This window comes from Streptomyces sp. NPDC040718, assembly GCF_055593565.1.
In genome coordinates this window covers 129415-148847 of record NZ_JBVIXO010000011.1, presented here as the reverse complement: position 1 = coordinate 148847, position 19433 = coordinate 129415, and the positions used below count along the sequence as shown (strand labels likewise).

Genomic DNA, 19433 nt, shown 5'->3' with positions numbered 1-19433 from the left:
GTCGGGGGCGGCGCCGGGCCGGCGGGTTCTCCGCAACCGGCTACCTAGGCGCGGGATGAGTACCCGCGCCCTGTCGCGGCCCGGGGTCCGCCCGCGACCGTAGTGGGCATGACAGTCAGCGCACGCGGCATGGCCGCCGCCACGCCCGCCTCCCGCGACCGGTACGTGGACCTGCTCCGGGTCGCCTCGCTCGCCACCGTCGTGTGCGGGCACTGGCTGATGGCCGCCGTCAGCTCCGACGGCATAGGGAACCTGCTCGCGCTGGTGCCCCCGCTCCAGGTGCTCACCTGGGGGCTCCAGGTCATGCCGGTGTTCTTCTTCGTCGGCGGGTTCTCACACGCCCTCTCGTACCGTTCGCTGGAACGCCGCGGCGAGGGCCGGCCCGTCTACGCGGCCTTCCTGCGCGCCCGCCTCCAGCGGCTGCTGCGGCCCACCCTGGTCTTCGTCCTCGTCTGGGCCGCGTTCGCGCTGCTCGTGCAGCTCGCCGGGGCGGACGGCGGCCGGCTGGCCGGCGCCGCGCTGCGGATGGTCACGCAGCCGCTGTGGTTCATCGGGATCTACCTCGCGATGGTGGCCCTCACCCCGCCGCTGCTGAGACTGCACGCCCGCTGGGGCTGGGGCGCCTTCGCCGCCCTGGCCGGCGCCGCGGCCCTGGTCGACGTACTGCGCTTCGCGTTCGGCGTCCCCTACGCGGAGTTCCTGAACTTCGCCTTCGTCTGGCTCGCCGTGCACCAGCTCGGCTTCCTGCGCGCCGACGGCCGCATCACCCGTCCCGCGCTCCTGGGCGCCGCCGGGCTCGCCGGGGCCGTGCTGCTGGTGGCGGCCGGACCGTATCCGCTGTCCATGGTCGGGATGCCGGGGGAGAAGGTGTCCAACATGGCCCCGCCCACCCTCGCCCTGCTCTGCCACGGCATGTGGCTGGTCGGCGCCGTCCAGCTGCTCGCCCGGCCCGCGACGGCGTGGCTGGCCCGGCCGCGCGCGTGGCGCGGGGTCGTCGCCGCCAACGGCATCGCCATGACCGCCTTCCTGTGGCACCTCACCGCCATGCTCGGCGTGTACGCCGCCCAGCTCGCCCTCGGTCTGGCGCTCCCCGAGCCGGCCACCGCCGCCTGGTGGGCGCAGGTGCCGCCGCGGATCCTCCTCGCGGCCGCCCTCACCGCCGCGCTCGTCGCCTGCTTCCGCCGCTTCGAGGCGCCCCGGGCGGTACCCGCCGCCCCCGCCGGCGGCCCGCCCCGGACCGGCGGCGGCACCCGCGGCAGCGGGCCCGCCGCCGCGCTGGGCACCACCCTGTGCCTGCTGGGGATCCTCGGACTGTCCATGACCGGCCTCGGCGGGCTCCTGGAGGGCCACACCGCCGTCCTGATCGCCTTCCCGGTGACCGCACCCGCCGCCATCGGCATGGCAGTGGGGGGCGCCTGGCTGGTGGAACGTTCCGCGTCGGCCCGGAGGGTTAGGCTGAGGGGCTGATCCACACCCTTTCCCTGGAGCGCGTCTGATGGCCGTCAATCTGGTCAATGTCGAGGCAGTCAGCAAGGTGTACGGCACCCGTACCCTGCTCGACGGCATCTCCCTCGGCGTGTCCGAGGGAGACCGGATCGGCGTCGTCGGCCGCAACGGCGACGGCAAGACCACCCTGATCCGGATGCTGGCCAAGCTGGAGGAGCCCGACTCCGGCCGCGTCACGCAGAGCGGCAGCCTGCAGATGGGCGTGCTCACCCAGCACGACTCCCTCGATCCGGCCGCGACCGTCCGGCACGAGATCATCGGCGACATGGCCGACCACGAGTGGGCCGGCAACGCCAAGATCCGCGACGTCCTCACCGGTCTCTTCGGCGGCCTGGACCTGCCCGGCTTCGGCCAGGGCCTGGACACCGTCATCGGCCCGCTGTCCGGCGGCGAGCGCCGCCGCATCGCGCTCGCCAAGCTGCTCATGGCCGACCAGGACCTCCTCGTCCTCGACGAGCCCACCAACCACCTCGACGTCGAGGGCATCTCCTGGCTGGCCGGCCACCTCCAGACCCGCCGCTCCGCCCTCGTCTGCGTCACCCACGACCGCTGGTTCCTCGACCAGGTCTGCACCCGCATGTGGGACGTGCAGCGCGGTGACGTCTTCGAGTACGAGGGCGGCTACAGCGACTACGTCTTCGCCCGCGCCGAGCGCGAGCGGATCGCCGCCACCGAAGAGGTCAAGCGGCAGAACCTGATGCGCAAGGAGCTGGCCTGGCTGCGCCGCGGCGCCCCCGCCCGGACCTCCAAGCCCCGCTACCGCATCGAGGCGGCCAACGAGCTGATCGCCGACGTGCCGGAGCCGCGCGACAAGTCCGAGCTGATGCGCTTCGCCAACGCCCGCCTCGGCAAGACCGTCTTCGACCTGGAGAACGTCACCGTCCAGGCCGGCCCCAAGACCCTGCTCAAGCACCTCACCTGGCACCTGGGTCCCGGTGACCGCGTCGGCCTCGTCGGCGTCAACGGCGCCGGCAAGACCTCCCTGCTGCGGGCCCTCGCCGAGGCCGCCCGCACCCAGGGCGAGGCCCAGCCCGCCGAGGGCTCCGTCACCGTCGGCAAGACCGTGCGCCTGGCCTACCTCTCCCAGGAGGTCGGCGAGCTCGACCCCTCGCTGCGCGTCCTGGAGGCCGTCCAGCGCGTCCGCGACCGCGTCGACCTCGGCAAGGGCCGCGAGATGACGGCGGGCCAGCTGTGCGAGCAGTTCGGGTTCACCAAGGAGAAGCAGTGGACGCCGGTCGGCGACCTGTCCGGCGGTGAGCGGCGCCGGCTGCAGATCCTGCGCCTGCTGATGGACGAGCCCAACGTCCTCTTCCTCGACGAGCCCACCAACGACCTCGACATCGAGACCCTCACCCAGCTGGAGGACCTCCTCGACGGCTGGCCGGGCTCGATGATCGTGATCTCCCACGACCGGTTCTTCATCGAGCGCACCACCGACACGGTGATGGCGCTGCTCGGCGACGCGAGCCTGCGGATGCTGCCGCGCGGCCTGGACGAGTACCTGGAGCGCCGCCAGCGGATGATCGAGGCCGCCGCCCCGGCGCCGGCCCCGGCCGCCGCCGCCAAGTCGACGTCCTCGGGAGACTCGCGCGCCGCGAAGAAGGAACTCCAGAAGATCGAGCGGCAGCTCAACAAGATGTCGGACCGCGAGACGAACCTGCACGCGCAGATCGCCGAGCACTCCACCGACTACGACAAGGTCGCCAAGCTCGACGCGGAGCTGCGGGAACTCATCTCCGAGCGCGACGACTTGGAGATGCGCTGGCTGGAACTGGCCGAAGAGGCCTGAGTCCAAGGGGGTCCTCGGGGCCCCGGAATGCGCCGGCCGGGTGGATAACGGCCGTGTCACGGGCCGGTCCTCCCTTGGGAACAGGGGTGCGACCGGCCCGGTGCGTACCGGCCACGAGTGATAGAAAGGGTCGGTTCTTTTCGATCTCCCGGACCGCCCCCACCGCCCGAACCCGAAGGTATGCGCTGATGACCGAGCCGCCCCAGCCGCCGAACCAGCCGCCCTCCCCTTCCGGTTACGGGCACCTGCCCGGACCGCCGCAGCAGGGCTACGGATACCCGCCGCAGGGCGCCAACCCGTACGCGCAGCAGCCCCCGACGGTGCCGCAGCAGCCCGTCCAGCAGCCGGCGACGGTGCCGCAGCCGCTGTCCCAGCAGGGCGGCCACGGCTTCCCGCCGCCCGGGCCGGGCATGCCCCCCGGCCCGCCGGCACCCGGCGGACGGGGCCGGCGCAAGGGCGCGGCCGTCGTCGCGGCGGCCGTCGCGGGCGTCCTCGTACTCGGCACCGGCGCCTGGTTCACCTTCCTGAGCGACGACGACGGCGGCAAGAAGCCCGCCGCGCAGGGCTCGGCGCCCGCCGACCCCAAGCCCTCGGGCTCCCCGTCCGTGGACAAGGGCGACGGCAGCGGCAACGGCATGGCCGAGCAGACCGACCTCAACGCGGGCCGCAAGCCCGGCGAGGACAAGGCGCTGTGGCTCAAGACGGCCAAGCTCCTGGCCGCCGGCGACACGGGCATTCCCGCCCCGGCGATGTGGGTGGCCGGCGACACCGTCGTCAAGACCGTCGGCAAATCCCTCATCGCCTACGCCGTCACCGACGGCAAGGAGAAGTGGAAGCTCGACTTCCCGACGGAGATCTGCGGCTGGGCCGACCAGACCACCCCCGACGGCAAGACCGTCCTCACCGTCAAGGACGGCGAGGGCTCCAACGCCACCTGCAACCAGATGAAGCTCATCGACCTGAAGGCCGGCAAGGAGGGATGGACCAAGGAGCTCGCCAAGGAGAACCTCTTCGACGGCGGCGGCTCCGTCTCCATGGCCCTCACCGGCGACGTCTTCGTCGTCAACCGGATGGCCAACGCCACCGTCCACAAGCTCGGCACCGGCGACAAGCTCTTCTCCGGCAACACCCCCGAGGGCTGCCAGCCGACCCAGTACGCCGCCGGCAACGGCAAACTGCTCGCCATCGCCCTGTGCATGGACGAGGACAAGACCTACGAGATCCAGGACGCCGACCCGGTCACCGGCAAGAAGACCTGGTCCTACCGGCTGCCCAAGGGCTACCGCGTCGGCAGCGTCCTGTCCGTCTCCCCGATCGTCCTCGACATCACCAACCGGAACCTCAACAACGCGGACGACAACAAGCGGGCCATCATCTCCCTGACGCCCGACGGCAAGAAGCGCGCCAGCATGTCCGCCGAGGGCTCCTTCGAGACCAACTGCAACGCCGGCAGCTCCGACAACCTCCAGGGCTGCGGCAACTCCGTGGTCGACGGCGACACCCTCTACCTGCGCACCACCACCAGCAAGGGCTTCGACAACGAGGTCGTCGCCTTCGACCTCGCCACCGGCAAGGCCAAGTGGCGGCAGAAGGCCGGCGACAAGCGCAACTGGTACCCGGTCAAGGCGGGCAACGGCCAGCTCATCGCCTACCGTGCCGGCGCCCTCGACGAACCCGGCGAGATCGTCTCCATGGCGGTCGGCGGCGGTGCGCCCAAGACGCTGCTGCGCATGCCCTCCGGCCCCTCCGCGAAGATCGAGAGCGCCATGACCACCTTCCAGGTGCGGGCCTTCGAGGACGGCCGGTACTTCACCTCCACCACCAGGCTGAACGGCAACAACACGGAGGAGCGGCTCCTGATGGTCTTCGGCAAGTGAACGAGCCCACCGAGCGTCCCACCGAGCGCCCCACCGAGAGGCAGTAGCAAGCGATGAGTACCCCGCCGCCCCCCAGCCAGCCGCCCTCCGGTGGTTTCGGCGGCCCCCCGCCGCCGCCCGGCCCCCCGCAGCCCCCGGCCCAGCCGCCCACCGTCCCGGCCCCCCAGGCCGGCTACGGCTACCCGCAGCCCCAGGCACAGCCCGGCTACGGCTACCCGCAGCAGCAGCCCAGCACGCTCCAGGCCCCGGCCCAGCCCCAGTACTCCGCGGGCGGCGGCAGCAACGACAAGCGCAACCAGCTGGCGATCGTCGGCGCGGCCGTACTGGCCATGGCGCTCATCATCGGCGGCGGATTCTGGTACGTCTCCGGGGACGACGGCGGCGGCGGACAGCCCACGGCCAACGGCGCCAGCGGCTCCCCCGACGGCGACAAGGCCCCCGCCGGCACCCCCGGCAGCGAGAAGGTCCCGTCCAACCCCAAGTCGAAGTCGCTGGTCAACGTCCCCAGCCCGGCCCCGGCCGACGTGGTCTCCGTCGACGGCTCCTGGCTGACCGACACCACCTACGCCAAGTCCGACCTGGCGAAGGTCGTCGGATACAACCTCGTCGACGGCGGCAAGAAGTGGGAGCTCCCGCTCCCCGCCAACGTCTGCGGCGCCACCAAGCACATCAGCGACAACAAGACCGCCATCCTCTTCGAGGAGGGCATGGCGACCAACGAGAAGAAGTACCCCCAGTGCACCCAGGTCGGCGTCATCGACCTGAACACCGGGAAGCTCCTCTGGTCCGCCAACGCCAAGTCCGCCACCGGCGGCGACAGGCCGGTCTCCTTCAGCGAGGTCACCATCAGCGGCCAGACCGTCGCCGCGGGCGGCCTGTCCGGCGGCGCCGCCTGGAACCTCGCCGACGGCAAGTCCCTGTGGACCCCGAAGACCGACGGCGAAGGCTGCTACGACATGGGCTACGCCGGCGGCGAGGCCCTCGCCGTCCTGCGCAAGTGCGGCCGCGGCTCCAGCCCGACCCTGTACGCGCAGGCCCTCGACCCCGCCACCGGCGCACCGAAGTACCAGTACAAGCTGTCCGCGGGCATCGAGTGGGCCGGCATCATCTCCACCAAGCCGCTCATCATCGCCGCCAACGTCGGCAACACCGCCAAGAACGCCACCAACGTCAGCGACCTGTTCGTCGTCGACGACGCGGGCCAGCTCAAGACCCGCATCGGCCTCGCCGGCGGCAGCTACGCCCCCAAGTGCCCCGCCACCGAGGTGGAGCAGTGCTCGAAGATGGTCGTCGGCAACGGCAAGGTCTACCTGCCGTCGTACGAGCACCAGGGCACGGCCTCCGTCGGCCGCACCAACGAGATCGTCTCCTTCGACCTGGAGACCGGCAAGCCCACCAGCGACCGGGCCGACGCGGGCGAGAAGTACACCATGTACCCGCTGCGCATGGACGGGTCCAACATCATCGCCTACAAGGTGCCCCCGTACGACGGCGGCGGCCAGGTCGTCAGCATCGACGGCAAGACGATGAAGGAGACCCTGCTCATGCAGAACCCGGTGGACAAGGCCAGCCAGCGCATCGAGACCGCCTTCTCGCTGGACCACTCGGAGTTCCGCTACCACAACGGGCGCCTGTTCATCGCCCGCACCACGGTGCGCAAGCCGTACTCGGAGAAGTCCGACCCGGAGTTCCTCTTCGTCTCCTTCGCGGCGAGCTGACGCCCGCCCTCCCCCTTCGCCGAGAGCCCCCGGACGGTGCCGACCGATCGGGGGCTTTCGCGCGGTAACCGGCACGCCCCGTCGAACAAGCGTGTAGCTTGCCGGGTCAGAAGGATCTGGGGTGGGAGCCTTGATGGGCGTACGGGTCATGGTGGTCGACGAGCACCGTCTGCTGGCCGAGGCGCTCGCCTCGGCCCTGAAGCTGCGCGGGCACCGCGTGCTCGCGGCGGCCGCGCCGGCGGCCGGAGCCGCCGAACTGGTCATCGGCCGCGCCCCCGAGGTGTGCCTGTTCGGCACCGCGGCCCCGGCGGAGCCCGGGGTCTTCGAGCCGGTGGTGCGGATCAAACGGGAGCGCCCGCAGATCGCCGTGGTGGTACTGGGCCCCGTGCCGAGCCCGCGCGGGATAGCCGCGGCCTTCGCGGCGGGCGCCTCGGGGTACGTACGCCAGGACGAGCGCATCGAGGGCGTCGAGCGGGCCCTGGCCAAGGCCCGGGCGGGGGAGGCCGCCATCGCCCCGCAGCTGCTCCAGGGGGCCTTCGCGGAGCTGCTGAACCCCTCGGCGCAGCCCGACGACGAGGGCAGCAGGCTGCTGCGGCTGCTGACGCCGCGGGAGGTCGAGGTGCTGGTCAGGGTCGCGGAGGGCGAGGACACCCGGCTGATCGCGGCCGGCATGGCCATCGCGCCGAGCACAGCCCGTACACATGTGCAGCGGGTACTGATGAAGCTCGGCGTGGGGTCACGGCTGGAGGCCGCCGCGCTGGCCGCGCGTACCGGGCTGCTGGACCGGGTGGCGCTGCCCGTGCGGCAGCGGCCGCAGGATCCCGGGACCGAGCCGTCCGGGGACTGAGCCGTCCGGGGACCGAGCTGTCCGGGGACCGAGCCGACCCGGGCCCGAACCGGCCCGCCGGGGCCGCTCCGGGCCGTCCGGGTAACGTGCCGGGACGGCCGCGATTTCCCCGGAGGCGTGGAATCCGGTAAGCCAGTCACCAGAGCACGCGCATCCGCGTGCCTGCGCGAGAGGTAGGAGTGCGAGTGAGCAAGTACCTGGTCACCGGCGGCGCCGGATACGTGGGCAGCGTCGTGGCAGCCCATCTGCTGGAGGCCGGACACGAGGTGACCATCCTCGACAACCTCTCCACGGGCTTCGCCGAGGGCGTCCCCGCCGGCGCCACCCTGGTCGACGGCCGCATCCAGGACGCCGCCGACCACCTGGACCCCTCCTACGACGCGGTACTGCACTTCGCGGCGTCCTCGCAGGTCGGCGAGTCCGTGGTGAACCCCGGCAAGTACTGGGACAACAACGTCGGCGGCACCCTCGCCCTGCTGACCGCGATGCGGGAGGCCGGGGTGCGCCGCCTCGTCTTCTCCTCCACCGCCGCCACCTACGGCGAGCCGTCCGGCGGGGCGCTGACGGAGGCCTCGGTGACCGCGCCGACCAACCCGTACGGCGCCTCGAAGCTGGCCGTCGACCACATGATCGCGGGGGAGTGCGCGGCGCACGGCCTCGCGGCGGTCTCGCTGCGCTACTTCAACGTGGCCGGCGCCTACCGCGAGTTCGGCGAGCGCCACGACCCCGAGACGCACCTGATCCCGCTGGTGCTCCAGGTCGCCCTCGGGGAGCGCGAGTCCATCTCGGTGTTCGGCGACGACTACCCGACCCCCGACGGCACCTGCGTCCGCGACTACATCCACGTCGCCGACCTGGCGGAGGCCCACCTGGCCGCGCTGCGCGTCGCCGCCGAGGGCGAGCACCTGGTGTGCAACCTCGGCAACGGCAGCGGCTTCTCGGTCCGCGAGGTGATCGAGACGGTCCGCAAGGTCACCGGCCGGGAGATCCCCGAGGTCGTCGCCCCGCGCCGCGCCGGGGACCCGGCGGTCCTCGTCGCCTCCGCCCGTACGGCGCACGAGCGCCTCGGCTGGACCCCGACCCGCTCGGACCTCACCAACATCGTGACGGACGCCTGGAACTTCGCCCGCGAGCGGCGTTCCTGACCCGCCGGCCCCTTCCGCGCGCCCCCCGCACCCGACGGTGCGGGGGGCGCGCGCGTTGGTCCGGGGGGGCGCGCGCGTTGGGGCCGGGCGCGGCAGGCAGGCGCCGCGCGCGGGCGCCCGGCGTGCGTACGCCGGGCGAAATGCACCCCGTGCAACTGCCCGTGGCACGCGCCGGTCGGAAATCCGCCTCAAGGGCCGCCCCGAGGGTTGAGAACAAGCCACCACCAAGGCCGTTGTGGACCGTCCCACCGGAAAATCGCTCGAAAAACTTCTGCTATTCGGCCAACCGCGGGACGCCCCCCGCTCTACGCTGATGCGTGACACCGGTGGGGGCCGGAGTTGTTCAGGGGTCGAGACACGCCGGGTACGGCGTCCGGTCCGGGGTAGTGCACAGATGTCGCGGCGGCGGCCGCGGGGGCTGTGGGCCACCCGGCCGGCGCCGTACCCGTAGTCGTCCGTTCCCCGACCCTTGGGGGTTTTGTGGTTCGTATCCGGGTCCTGGTGGTCGACGGCCACCGCATCTTCGCCGAGTCTCTGGCAGCCGCGCTCGCGGCCGAGCCGGACGTGGACGTGTCCGCGGCCGGCAGCGGTCCCGCGGCTTCGCGCTGCCTGGAGCGCGCGGTGGCGGAAGGCCGCCGCTACGACGTGCTGCTCGTCGACGCCGACCTCGGCACCGGCGCGGCCGCGTCGGGCGCCGTGCCCGGCCAGCGGGAGGCGGGCTCCGGCCCGGCGCCGCCGGCCGACGGGATCGCCCTCGTCGCCGGGGTGCGGGTGGCGCACCCCGGCGTGCGCACCGTGGTCCTGGCCGAGCGCGACGACCCCCGCCGGGCCGCGCTGGCCCTCCAGGCGGGCGCCTCGGGGTGGGTGGCGAAGGACTGCTCGCTCTCGCGCCTGCTGGCCGTCATCCGCGGGGTGCTGCGCGAGGAGACCCACCTGCCGCCCGCGCTGCTCACCGGGGTGCTGCGGGAGCTGACCGCCGCCCGCAAGCACCGTACGGACAGCGAGCGGCTCGTGGAGTCCCTCACCCCGCGCGAGCACGAGGTGCTGCGCTGCATGGTGGCGGGGCTGGGCCGCAAGGACGTGGCCGCGCGGCTGTTCCTGTCCCCGCACACCGTCCGCACGCACATGCAGAACGTGCTGGGCAAGCTCGGGGTGCACTCCACCCTGGCCGCCGTGGCACTGGCCAGGCGGGCCGGGGTGCGCCCCGCGGAGCTAGCCGGGGATGTTGTCGAACGGAGCGGTCAACTGGCGTAGCAGCCCGGCGAGCTCGCCCCGCTGCGTCGTGGAGAGCTGGGCCAGGATCGCGCGTTCCTGGGCCAGCAGTCCCGCCAGGGACTGGTCGGCGCGGTCGCGCCCCTCGGGCGTCAGCCGTACCAGCACCCCGCGCCGGTCGCTGGGGTCGGGCAGCCGCTCGACGAGGCCCTTCTTGGCGAGCCGGTCGATGCGATTGGTCATGGTGCCGGAGGTGACGAGCGTCTGCGTCAGCAACTGTCCGGGAGAGAGCTGGTAGGGCGCGCCCGCGCGCCGCAGCGAGGTCAGGACGTCGAACTCCCACGGCTCCAGGCCGTGCTCGGAGAAGGCGAGCCTGCGAGCCCGGTCGAGGTGGCGCGCGAGCCGGCTGACGCGGCTGAGCACTTCGAGCGGTTCCACGTCGAGGTCAGGGCGCTCTCGTCGCCATGCCGCGACCAGTCGGTCGACCTCGTCCTCCATGCCGATCAGTGTACGTGGTCTGTCGACATGAAGTCTCTTCAAACCAAGAATCTTGACGTCGAGATATAGTCTGGACGAGCATGGGGCATGGAGGTGGCCGGAACAGCTTCCGCTTCCGATCGCCCCACCAGTAGGGAGGCTCGAACATGCATTCCGATATCGCGCCGGCCGTGCGCCCCCACGCCATGGACGGCTCCGCACCCGTCTGGGACCCCCAGCAGTACCTCCGCCACGCCGGCCACCGCACGCGCCCCTTCCTCGACCTGATGAACCGCATACCCGAGCTCCCCACCCGGCCCGCGCGCATCGCCGACCTCGGCTGCGGCCCCGGCAACGTCACCGCGCTCCTCGCCGACCGCTGGCCCGACGCCCGCATCACGGGCTTCGACCTCTCGCCGCAGATGCTCCAGCGCGCCACCGCCGAGCACGCCGGACCCACCCCCGGCGGCGGCCTGCTCGACTTCCGCCGCGCCGACCTCGCCGACTGGATGCCCGAGGAGACGTACGACCTCATCGTGTCCAACGCGGCCCTCCAGTGGGTGCCCAGCCACCCCGGTTCCTTCGCCGCCTGGATCAACGGCCTGCGCCCCGGCGGCACCTTCGCCTTCCAGATCCCCGGCAACTTCACCGCCCCCAGCCACCGCCTCCTCGCCGAACTGTGCGACACCCCGCGCTGGCGCGACCGCCTCGCCGGACACGGCGCGCGCTACATCCACATCCTCGAACCCGCCGAGTACCTGGCCCGCTTCACCGAACTCGGCTGCGCCGTCGACGTCTGGGAGACCACGTACTCCCAGCTCCTCCAGGGCGCCGACCCCGTCCTCGACTGGGTCAAGGGCACCGCCCTGCGGCCCGTCCTCACCGCCCTCGGCGACGACCGCGAGGCCGTCGACCGCTTCCTCGCCGAATACCGCGAGGCCCTGCGCGCCGCGTACCCGCCGGGCCCGCGGGGCACCGTCTTCCCGTTCCGCCGCATCTTCGCCATCGCCCACAAGGAGGCATGACCGTGCTGACCGCAGTCGACCACGTCCAACTCGCCGCCCCGCCCGGATCGGAGGACAAGCTCCGCGCGTACTACCAAGACGTCCTGGGCATGCGGGAGATCTCCAAACCCCCCGTCCTCGCCGCGCGCGGGGGCTGCTGGTTCACCGCCGGAGGCGTACAGCTGCACTTGGGCGTGGAAGAGGACTTCCGGCCGGCCCGCAAAGCCCACCCCGGCCTGCGGGTGACCGGCATCGAGGAGTACGCCGGCAGACTCCGCGAACGCGGCGCCGACGTCGTCTGGGACGACAACCTGCCGGGCCACCGGCGCTTCTACTCCCACGACCCCGTCGGCAACCGGCTCGAATTCCTGGAGCCCCTCGCCCCCGACGCCGGCGGCCCGGCGGCCGGCTGACGGACCGACGGACCGACGGACCGACGGACCCGCACGACGCGACGGCGCCCCGCCACCGGAACGACCGGTGACGGGGCGCCGTCGTGCACGGGTCCGTCCTGGCAGCCCGTACGGACCTCAGCTCTTGCGGTGGCCCACCAGCCGCGGCCGCGCCTCCAGGTTCTCCAGCCCGTGCCAGGCCAGGTTCACCAGGTGCGCCGCCACCTCCGCCTTCTTCGGCCGCCGCGTCTCCAGCCACCACTGGCCCGTCAGCGCCACCATCCCGACCAGCGCCTGCGCGTACAGCGGCGCCAGCTTCGGATCGAAGCCCCGGGCCTTGAACTCCAGCCCCAGGATGTCCTCCACCTGCGTGGCGATGTCACTGATCAGCGAAGCGAACGTGCCCGTCGACTGCGCCACCGGCGAATCCCGCACCAGGATCCGGAAACCGTCCGTGTAGTTCTCGATGTAGTCCAGCAGCGCGAACGCGGCCTGCTCCAGCAGCTCCCGCGGGTGTCCGGCCGTCAGCGCGCCCGTCACCCCGTCCAGCAGCTGTCGCATCTCGCGGTCCACGACCACCGCGTACAGGCCCTCCTTGCCGCCGAAGTGCTCGTACACCACGGGCTTGGACACCCCGGCCTTCGCCGCGATCTCCTCCACCGAAGTGCCCTCGAAGCCCTTCTCCGCGAACAGGGTGCGGCCGATGTCCAGCAGTTGCTGGCGCCGTTCGGCGCCCGTCATCCGGACCCGGCGTCCTCGCCTGGGCTTGTCGCTGCTGGAACTGCTGCCGTCGATCGCCACGTCCCCCATCATGCCGCGTTCGGCGTCTTTTCCCTGCGCCGGGCGTCGATCCTCGCCTCGGACGGCCAGCGCACGTCAGAGGCCCACCCCAGCAGCTCGAACCAGCGGATCAGCCGCGCACTCGAATCCACCTGGCCGCGCAGCACCCCGTGCCGCGCCGACGTCGGGTCCGCGTGGTGCAGGTTGTGCCAGGACTCCCCGCACGACAGCACGGCCAGCCACCACACGTTCCCCGAACGGTCCCGCGACTTGAACGGCCGCTTGCCCACCGCGTGGCAGATCGAGTTGATCGACCACGTCACGTGGTGCAGCAGCGCCACGCGCACCAGCGAACCCCAGAAGAACGCCGTGAACGCACCCCACCAGGACATCGTCACCAGACCGCCCACCAGTGGCGGGATCGCCAGCGACAGCACCGTCCAGAACACGAAGTCGCGGCTGATCCGCCGGATCGCCGGGTCCTTGACCAGGTCCGGGGCGTACTTCTGCTGGTCGGTCTGCTCCTCGTCGAACAGCCAGCCGATGTGCGCCCACCACAGGCCCTTCATCAGCGCCGGCACCGTCTCGCCGAACCGCCACGGCGAATGCGGGTCGCCCTCGTGGTCGGAGTACTTGTGGTGCTTGCGGTGATCGGCCACCCACCGCACCAGCGGCCCCTCCACCGCCATCGACCCCATGACCGCCAGCACGATCCGCAGCGGCCGCTTCGCCTTGAAGGATCCGTGCGTGAAGTAGCGGTGGAAACCGATGGTGATCCCGTGGCACGCCAGGAAGTACATGAACACCATCAGGCCCAGGTCCAGCCAGGTCACCCCCCAGCCCCAGGCCAGCGGCACCGCCGCGAGCAGTGCCAGGAACGGCACGGTGATGAACAGCAGCAGCGCGATCTGCTCCACGGAGCGCTTCTGCTCGCCACCGCGCGTCGCGGAGGGCGCGGATGGCGCCGAGGAGTCCTCGATCAGTTCGGGACTGATGGTCATGGTGGGGTTCCCCTGGGGGGTGAGAAGCCGGCAGGCGCCGGGCCACGGACCTACGGATCCGTAACCTACGGCAACGTAAGTATGGCAAAGACGGCCCGCGGGGCAACAGGACGACGCCACCCGCGCGACCCGAGTCCAAAGAGCGGGCGCTCTGCCGGGGCACAGGGGCGGGACACCTATCCTGGTGTCGTCGGACAGCGCGGTCCGCACGGGCAGCCCGGGCTGCGCAGCACGACCGGCATGGCCGCGCACCCCCGGGAGCCCACAGCCCAGTAGCGCTCGAACACTGCAAGGAGCCGCACCTGTGAGCAGTGCTGACCAGGCCGCCCAGGCCCCCGTCACCCAGCCCGCCGACCCCTCCGCCACGGCGCGGACGGCGGAGACGGCGAACGCGGAGCTGCGCGCGGACATCCGCCGCCTCGGCGACCTCCTCGGCGAGACCCTCGTCCGCCAGGAAGGCCAGGAACTCCTCGACCTCGTCGAGCGGGTCCGCGCCCTGACCCGCACCGACGGCGAGGCCGCCGCGGCCCTCCTCGGCGACACCGACCTGGAGACCGCCGCCAAGCTGGTGCGCGCCTTCTCCACCTACTTCCACCTCGCCAACGTCACCGAGCAGGTGCACCGCGGCAAGGAGCTGCGCGCCCACCGCGCCGCCGAGGGCGGGCTCCTCGCCCGCACGGCCGACATGCTCAAGGACGCCGACCCCGAGCACCTGCGCGAGACGGTCAAGAACCTCAACGTCCGCCCCGTCTTCACGGCGCACCCCACCGAGGCCGCCCGGCGCAGCGTCCTGAACAAGCTCCGCCGCATCGCCGCCCTCCTGGAGGAGCCCGTCTCCGGCGCCGGCGAGCGCCGCCGCCACGACCTGCGGCTCGCCGAGAACATCGACCTCGTCTGGCAGACCGACGAACTGCGCGTCGTACGCCCCGAGCCCGCCGACGAGGCCCGCAACGCCATCTACTACCTCGACGAGCTCCACGCCGGCGCCGTCGGCGACGTCCTGGAGGACCTCGCCGCCGAGCTCCAGCGCGTCGGCGTCGAGCTGCCCGCCGGCACCCGCCCCCTCACCTTCGGCACCTGGATCGGCGGCGACCGCGACGGCAACCCCAACGTCACCCCGCAGGTCACCCGCGACGTGCTGATCCTCCAGCACGAGCACGGCATCACCGACGCCCTCGAACTCGTCGACTTCCTGCGCAGCCTGCTCTCCAACTCCATCCGCATCGCCGGCGCGACCGAGGAACTCCTCGCCTCCCTCCAGGCCGACCTGGAACGCCTCCCCGAGATCAGCCCCCGCTACAAGCGGCTGAACGCCGAGGAGCCGTACCGCCTCAAGGCCACCTGCATCCGGCAGAAGCTCCTCAACACCCGCGAACGCCTCGCCAAGGGCACCCCCCACGAGGAAGGCCGCGACTACCTCGGCACCGCCGAGCTCCTCGCCGACCTCACCCTCATCCAGACCTCCCTGCGCGCACACCGCGGCGCCCTCTTCGCCGACGGCCGCATGGACCGCACCATCCGCACGCTGGCCGCCTTCGGCCTCCAGCTCGCCACCATGGACGTACGCGAACACGCCGACGCCCACCACCACGCCCTCGGCCAGCTCTTCGACCGCCTCGGCGAGGAGTCCTGGCGCTACGCCGACATGCCCCGCGACTACCGGCAGAAGCTCCTCGCCAAGGAACTCCGCTCCCGCCGCCCCCTCGCACCCACCCCGGCCCCCCTCGACGCCGCCGGCCAGAAGACCCTCGGCGTCTTCAGCGCGATCAAGGACGCCTTCGAGAAGTTCGGCCCCGAGGTCATCGAGTCCTACATCATCTCGATGTGCCAGGGCGCCGACGACGTCTTCGCCGCAGCCGTCCTCGCCCGCGAAGCCGGCCTCGTCGACCTCCACGGCGGCTGGGCCAAGATCGGCATCGTCCCGCTCCTGGAGACCACCGACGAGCTCCGCGCCGCCGACGTCATCCTGGACGAGATGCTCGCCGACCCCTCCTACCGGCGCCTCGTATCCCTCCGCGGCGACGTCCAGGAGGTCATGCTCGGCTACTCCGACTCCAGCAAGTTCGGCGGCATCACCACCAGCCAGTGGGAGATCCACCGCGCCCAGCGCCGGCTCCGCGACGTGGCCCACCGCCACGGCGTCCGCCTGCGCCTCTTCCACGGCCGCGGCGGCACCGTCGGCCGCGGAGGCGGCCCCTCCCACGACGCGATCCTCGCGCAGCCCTGGGGCACCCTCGAAGGCGAGATCAAGGTCACCGAGCAGGGCGAGGTCATCTCCGACAAGTACCTCGTACCGTCCCTGGCCCGCGAGAACCTGGAACTGACCGTCGCGGCCACCCTCCAGGCCTCCGCCCTGCACACCGCCCCGCGCCAGTCCGACGACGCCCTCACCCGCTGGGACGCGGCCATGGACATCGTCTCGGACGCCGCCCACGGCGCCTACCGGGCGCTCGTCGAGGACCCGGACCTGCCCGCGTACTTCTTCGCGGCCACCCCCGTCGACCAGCTCGCCGACCTGCACCTCGGCTCCCGCCCCTCCCGCCGCCCCGACTCCGGCGCCGGCCTCGACGGCCTCCGCGCCATCCCCTGGGTCTTCGGCTGGACCCAGTCCCGCCAGATCGTCCCCGGCTGGTACGGCGTCGGCTCCGGCCTCAAGGCCCTGCGCGAAGCCGGCCAGGACACCGTCCTCGGCGAGATGGGCGAGCGCTGGCACTTCTTCCGCAACTTCCTGTCCAACGTCGAGATGACGCTGGCCAAGACCGACCTGCGGATCGCCCGCCACTACGTCGACACCCTCGTACCCGACGAGCTCAAGCACGTCTTCGACCGCATCCAGGCCGAACACGAGCTCACCGTCCGCGAGGTCCTGCGCATCACCGGCGGGGAGCGGCTCCTCGACTCCCAGCCCGTCCTCCAGCAGACCTTCGCCGTCCGCGACGCCTACCTGGACCCGATCTCCTACCTCCAGGTGTCCCTGCTGGCCCGCCAGCGCCAGGCCGCCGCCCGCGGCGAGGACCCGGACCCGCTGCTGGCCCGCGCCCTGCTGCTCACCGTCAACGGCGTCGCCGCAGGCCTGCGCAACACCGGCTGACGGCCCCGTACGCCGTTCCGGGAACGCGAGGAAGCCCCCGCCGTCGGCGGGGGCTTCCTCGCGTTCCTCGTACGTTCCTCGCGCGGATCAGGAGTTGTACGCCGACTGGGCGCGCTCCAGACCCTCCTGGACCAGGCACTCCACCGCGTCCGCCGACCGGTCCACGAACCAGTCCAGCTCCTTGCGCTCCGTGGAGGAGAAGTCCTTCAGCACGAAGTCCGCGACCTGCATCCGGCCCGGCGGACGGCCGATCCCGCACCGCAGCCGGTGGTAGTCCGCGCCCATCGACTTCGTCATCGACTTCAGCCCGTTGTGGCCGTTGTCGCCGCCGCCCAGCTTCAGCCGCAGCGTCGCGTAGTCGATGTCCAGCTCGTCGTGGACCGCCACGATCCGCTCCAGCGGCACCTTGTAGAAGTCCCGCAGCGCCGTCACCGGCCCGCCCGACAGGTTCATGAACGACATCGGCTTCGCGATCACCACCCGGCGGTTCAGCGGCCCCGGAGGACCCATCCGGCCCTCGACCACCTGCGCCCGCGCCTTGTGCGCCTTGAACTTCCCGCCGATCCGCTCCGCCAGCAGGTCCGCCACCATGAAACCGATGTTGTGGCGGTTGCCGGCGTACTCCGCCCCCGGGTTACCGAGACCGACGATCAGCCACGGCGCCGCGTCGTCCGACATCAAAAGCTCCTTAAGCCCGTGAACGAGAACGACCGCCGTCCCGCTCCAGTGGAGCCGGACGGCGGTCGGTCAGCAACTGCTGAGGGGATGGGGCGAGGCTCAGGCCTCGGTGCCCTCGGCGACCTCGGCGGCCGGCTCCTCGGCCTGCGGGGCCACGACCTGCAGGACGGCGGTCTCACCGTCGACGGCCAGCGTGGTGCCGGCCGGCAGGACCAGGTCCTTGGCGTGGATGGAGGCACCGGCCTCCAGGCCCGCGATGGAGACGGTGACCTCGGTCGGGATGTGGGTGGCCTCGGCCTCGACGGTGATGGTCGAGAGCAGGGTCTCCAGCAGGTTGCCGCCGGCGGCCAGGTCGCCCTCGGTCACGACCGGAACCTCGACCGTGACCTTCTCGCCCTTCTGGACGATCAGGAAGTCGACGTGCGAGATGGTGCGCTTCAGGGGGTGGCGCTGCACGGCCTTCGGGATGACCAGCTCGGTGCCGTCGCCCGCGATGTTCAGGGAGAGCAGCGCGTTCGGGGTCTTGAGGGCCATCATCAGGGCGTGGGCCTCGACGTTGACGTGCTTCGGGGTGGTGCCGTGGCCGTAGATGACACCCGGGGTCAGGGCGTCGCGGCGGGCCTGGCGGGCAGAGCCCTTGCCGAAGGTGTCACGCAGCTGGGCGGAAAGCTTGATCTCGGACATGCTCACTCCTCGTGGGGTGACGGAAACGAACGGAAACGGTCACCCGGCCGAAACGGCCTGCTACGAAGAGCGCGTCGATAACGGAGCATCCGTACCGGAAAACAGGTACGGCCTCCCTCGCCGAGCAACTCGTCGAGTGTACCCGGGAGGGAGGCCGCGCCCAAAAGGATCTAGCCCTACTGCTGTTCCTCGAACAGGCTCGTCACCGAACCGTCCTCGAAGACCTCGCGCACCGCGCGGGCGATCATCGGGGCGATCGAGAGGACCGTGATCTTGTCGAGCTCCAGGTCGGACGGGTCCGGAAGGGTGTTCGTGAAGATGAACTCGCTGACCTTCGAGTTCTTCAGGCGGTCGGCCGCCGGGCCCGACAGGATGCCGTGCGTGGCCGTCACGATGACGTCCTCCGCGCCGTGCGCGAACAGCGCCTCGGCGGCGGCGCAGATCGTGCCACCCGTGTCGATCATGTCGTCGACCAGGACGCAGACGCGGCCCTTGACCTCACCCACGACCTCGTGGACGGTCACCTGGTTGGCGACGTCCTTGTCACGGCGCTTGTGCACGATCGCCAGCGGCGCGTCCAGGCGGTCGCACCAGCGGTCGGCCACGCGCACGCGGCCGGCGTCCGGGGAGACGACCGTCAGCTTCGAGCGGTCCACCTTGGCGCCCACGTAGTCCGCGAGGACGTTCAGGGCCGACAGGTGGTCCACCGGACCGTCGAAGAAGCCCTGGATCTGGTCGGTGTGCAGGTCGACCGTCAGGATGCGGTCCGCGCCCGAGGTCTTCAGCAGGTCCGCGACCAGGCGCGCCGAGATCGGCTCGCGGCCCTTGTGCTTCTTGTCCTGACGGGCGTACCCGTAGGACGGGATGATCACGGTGATGGAGCGGGCCGACGCGCGCTTCAGCGCGTCGATCATGATCAGCTGCTCCATGATCCACTTGTTGATCGGAGCCGTGTGGCTCTGGATCAGGAAGCAGTCCGCGCCGCGAGCCGACTCCTGGAAGCGGACGTAGATCTCGCCGTTCGCGAAGTCGAAAGCCTTGGTCGGCACGAGACCGACACCGAGCTGGTGCGCGACCTCCTCGGCCAGCTCGGGGTGGGCGCGGCCGGAGAAGAGCATCAGCTTCTTCTCGCCGGTCGTCTTGATCCCGGTCACAGCACTGTCTCCTCAGACGTGTGAAAGCTGCTCGCCCCCATGTGCGTCCGTCCCGCACACGGTGAGCCAGCCGAATTG

16 protein-coding genes are annotated in these 19433 nt (G+C 71.7%); 10 read left to right on the top strand and 6 right to left on the bottom strand.

The features are described 5' to 3' along the window. Nucleotides 1-108 precede the first annotated feature (108 nt). The 7 genes from ACZ597_RS25695 (at nt 109) to ACZ597_RS25665 (ending at nt 10136) form a co-directional block, all read left to right on the top strand. Complete coding sequence (locus ACZ597_RS25695; protein ID WP_471334424.1) at nt 109-1467, top strand: acyltransferase family protein; 1359 nt, start codon at nt 109-111, stop codon at nt 1465-1467. 28 nt (nt 1468-1495) lie between these two features. Continuing rightward, on the top strand, nt 1496-3295 hold the full coding sequence (locus tag ACZ597_RS25690) for an ABC-F family ATP-binding cassette domain-containing protein (RefSeq protein ID WP_471334421.1): 1800 nt from the start codon (nt 1496-1498) through the stop codon (nt 3293-3295). Between the two features lie 188 nt (nt 3296-3483). Next, nucleotides 3484-5172, top strand: a complete 1689-nt coding sequence (locus ACZ597_RS25685; protein ID WP_471334418.1) for an outer membrane protein assembly factor BamB family protein — start codon at nt 3484-3486, stop codon at nt 5170-5172. A 53-nt stretch (nt 5173-5225) separates the two neighbouring features. Continuing rightward, the gene (locus tag ACZ597_RS25680; RefSeq protein WP_471334416.1) at nt 5226-6890 is read left to right on the top strand and encodes an outer membrane protein assembly factor BamB family protein; all 1665 of its coding nucleotides are present in this window, start codon (nt 5226-5228) and stop codon (nt 6888-6890) included. Between the two features lie 133 nt (nt 6891-7023). After that, on the top strand, nt 7024-7737 hold the full coding sequence (locus ACZ597_RS25675; protein WP_471334698.1) for a response regulator transcription factor: 714 nt from the start codon (nt 7024-7026) through the stop codon (nt 7735-7737). Nucleotides 7738-7922: 185 nt separating this feature from the next. Next, nucleotides 7923-8882 (top strand): UDP-glucose 4-epimerase GalE, encoded by a 960-nt coding sequence (galE, locus tag ACZ597_RS25670; protein ID WP_471334413.1) that lies wholly within the window; start codon nt 7923-7925, stop codon nt 8880-8882. Between the two features lie 480 nt (nt 8883-9362). Next, nucleotides 9363-10136 (top strand): LuxR C-terminal-related transcriptional regulator, encoded by a 774-nt coding sequence (locus ACZ597_RS25665; protein ID WP_471334410.1) that lies wholly within the window; start codon nt 9363-9365, stop codon nt 10134-10136. On the opposite strand, the gene ACZ597_RS25660 is transcribed toward ACZ597_RS25665, so the two are convergent. Then, nucleotides 10095-10592 carry a MarR family winged helix-turn-helix transcriptional regulator gene (locus ACZ597_RS25660; RefSeq protein WP_125603002.1) on the bottom strand — a complete coding sequence of 166 codons (498 nt, stop codon included), beginning with the start codon at nt 10590-10592 and terminating at the stop codon, nt 10095-10097. The genes ACZ597_RS25665 and ACZ597_RS25660 overlap by 42 nt on opposite strands. Nucleotides 10593-10738: 146 nt before the next feature. On the opposite strand from ACZ597_RS25660, the gene ACZ597_RS25655 reads away from it, so the two are divergent. Both ACZ597_RS25655 and ACZ597_RS25650 read left to right on the top strand, forming a co-directional pair. Next, on the top strand, nt 10739-11596 hold the full coding sequence (locus ACZ597_RS25655; RefSeq protein ID WP_471334407.1) for a trans-aconitate 2-methyltransferase: 858 nt from the start codon (nt 10739-10741) through the stop codon (nt 11594-11596). Continuing rightward, nucleotides 11593-11988 carry a VOC family protein gene (locus tag ACZ597_RS25650; RefSeq protein WP_471334404.1) on the top strand — a complete coding sequence of 132 codons (396 nt, stop codon included), beginning with the start codon at nt 11593-11595 and terminating at the stop codon, nt 11986-11988. Before ACZ597_RS25655 ends, ACZ597_RS25650 begins: the two co-directional genes overlap by 4 nt. Nucleotides 11989-12105: 117 nt before the next feature. On the opposite strand, the gene ACZ597_RS25645 is transcribed toward ACZ597_RS25650, so the two are convergent. Together ACZ597_RS25645 and ACZ597_RS25640 are read right to left on the bottom strand one after the other, a co-directional pair. Next, nucleotides 12106-12780, bottom strand: coding sequence for a TetR/AcrR family transcriptional regulator (locus tag ACZ597_RS25645; RefSeq protein WP_351826256.1), 675 nt, complete (start codon nt 12778-12780; stop codon nt 12106-12108). Continuing rightward, nucleotides 12777-13748: an acyl-CoA desaturase gene (locus ACZ597_RS25640; protein WP_471334400.1), complete on the bottom strand. Its 972-nt coding sequence runs from the start codon at nt 13746-13748 to the stop codon at nt 12777-12779. The genes ACZ597_RS25645 and ACZ597_RS25640 overlap by 4 nt, the downstream gene beginning before the upstream one ends. A 397-nt stretch (nt 13749-14145) precedes the next feature. Between ACZ597_RS25640 and ppc the strand changes: the two genes are divergently transcribed. Continuing rightward, entirely contained in the window at nt 14146-16839 is a 2694-nt protein-coding gene (gene ppc / locus ACZ597_RS25635; RefSeq protein WP_471334695.1) for a phosphoenolpyruvate carboxylase, read from the top strand. Nucleotides 16840-16926: 87 nt separating this feature from the next. Here ppc and pth read toward each other — a convergent pair whose 3' ends face one another. From pth to ACZ597_RS25620, 3 genes are all read right to left on the bottom strand, one after another. After that, nucleotides 16927-17517, bottom strand: coding sequence for an aminoacyl-tRNA hydrolase (gene pth, locus ACZ597_RS25630; protein WP_471334397.1), 591 nt, complete (start codon nt 17515-17517; stop codon nt 16927-16929). A gap of 99 nt (nt 17518-17616) precedes the next feature. Beyond that, nucleotides 17617-18201 (bottom strand): 50S ribosomal protein L25/general stress protein Ctc, encoded by a 585-nt coding sequence (locus tag ACZ597_RS25625; RefSeq protein WP_471334394.1) that lies wholly within the window; start codon nt 18199-18201, stop codon nt 17617-17619. Nucleotides 18202-18377: 176 nt separating this feature from the next. Beyond that, nucleotides 18378-19355: a ribose-phosphate diphosphokinase gene (locus ACZ597_RS25620; protein WP_362459180.1), complete on the bottom strand. Its 978-nt coding sequence runs from the start codon at nt 19353-19355 to the stop codon at nt 18378-18380. Nucleotides 19356-19433: the final 78 nt, after the last annotated feature.

Bases quoted from the DNA above. Each gene is read 5' to 3' on its own strand.
- ACZ597_RS25645 (WP_351826256.1), bottom strand. From the start codon at position 12,780: ATGATGGGGGACGTGGCGATCGACGGCAGCAGTTCCAGCAGCGACAAG.
- ACZ597_RS25685 (WP_471334418.1), top strand. From the start codon at position 3,484: ATGACCGAGCCGCCCCAGCCGCCGAACCAGCCGCCCTCCCCTTCCGGT.
- ACZ597_RS25640 (WP_471334400.1), bottom strand. From the start codon at position 13,748: ATGACCATCAGTCCCGAACTGATCGAGGACTCCTCGGCGCCATCCGCG.
- ACZ597_RS25655 (WP_471334407.1), top strand. From the start codon at position 10,739: ATGCATTCCGATATCGCGCCGGCCGTGCGCCCCCACGCCATGGACGGC.
- ACZ597_RS25625 (WP_471334394.1), bottom strand. From the start codon at position 18,201: ATGTCCGAGATCAAGCTTTCCGCCCAGCTGCGTGACACCTTCGGCAAG.
- ACZ597_RS25660 (WP_125603002.1), bottom strand. From the start codon at position 10,592: ATGGAGGACGAGGTCGACCGACTGGTCGCGGCATGGCGACGAGAGCGC.
- ACZ597_RS25690 (WP_471334421.1), top strand. From the start codon at position 1,496: ATGGCCGTCAATCTGGTCAATGTCGAGGCAGTCAGCAAGGTGTACGGC.
- ACZ597_RS25650 (WP_471334404.1), top strand. From the start codon at position 11,593: ATGACCGTGCTGACCGCAGTCGACCACGTCCAACTCGCCGCCCCGCCC.
- pth (WP_471334397.1), bottom strand. From the start codon at position 17,517: ATGTCGGACGACGCGGCGCCGTGGCTGATCGTCGGTCTCGGTAACCCG.
- ACZ597_RS25675 (WP_471334698.1), top strand. From the start codon at position 7,024: ATGGGCGTACGGGTCATGGTGGTCGACGAGCACCGTCTGCTGGCCGAG.
- ACZ597_RS25695 (WP_471334424.1), top strand. From the start codon at position 109: ATGACAGTCAGCGCACGCGGCATGGCCGCCGCCACGCCCGCCTCCCGC.
- ACZ597_RS25680 (WP_471334416.1), top strand. From the start codon at position 5,226: ATGAGTACCCCGCCGCCCCCCAGCCAGCCGCCCTCCGGTGGTTTCGGC.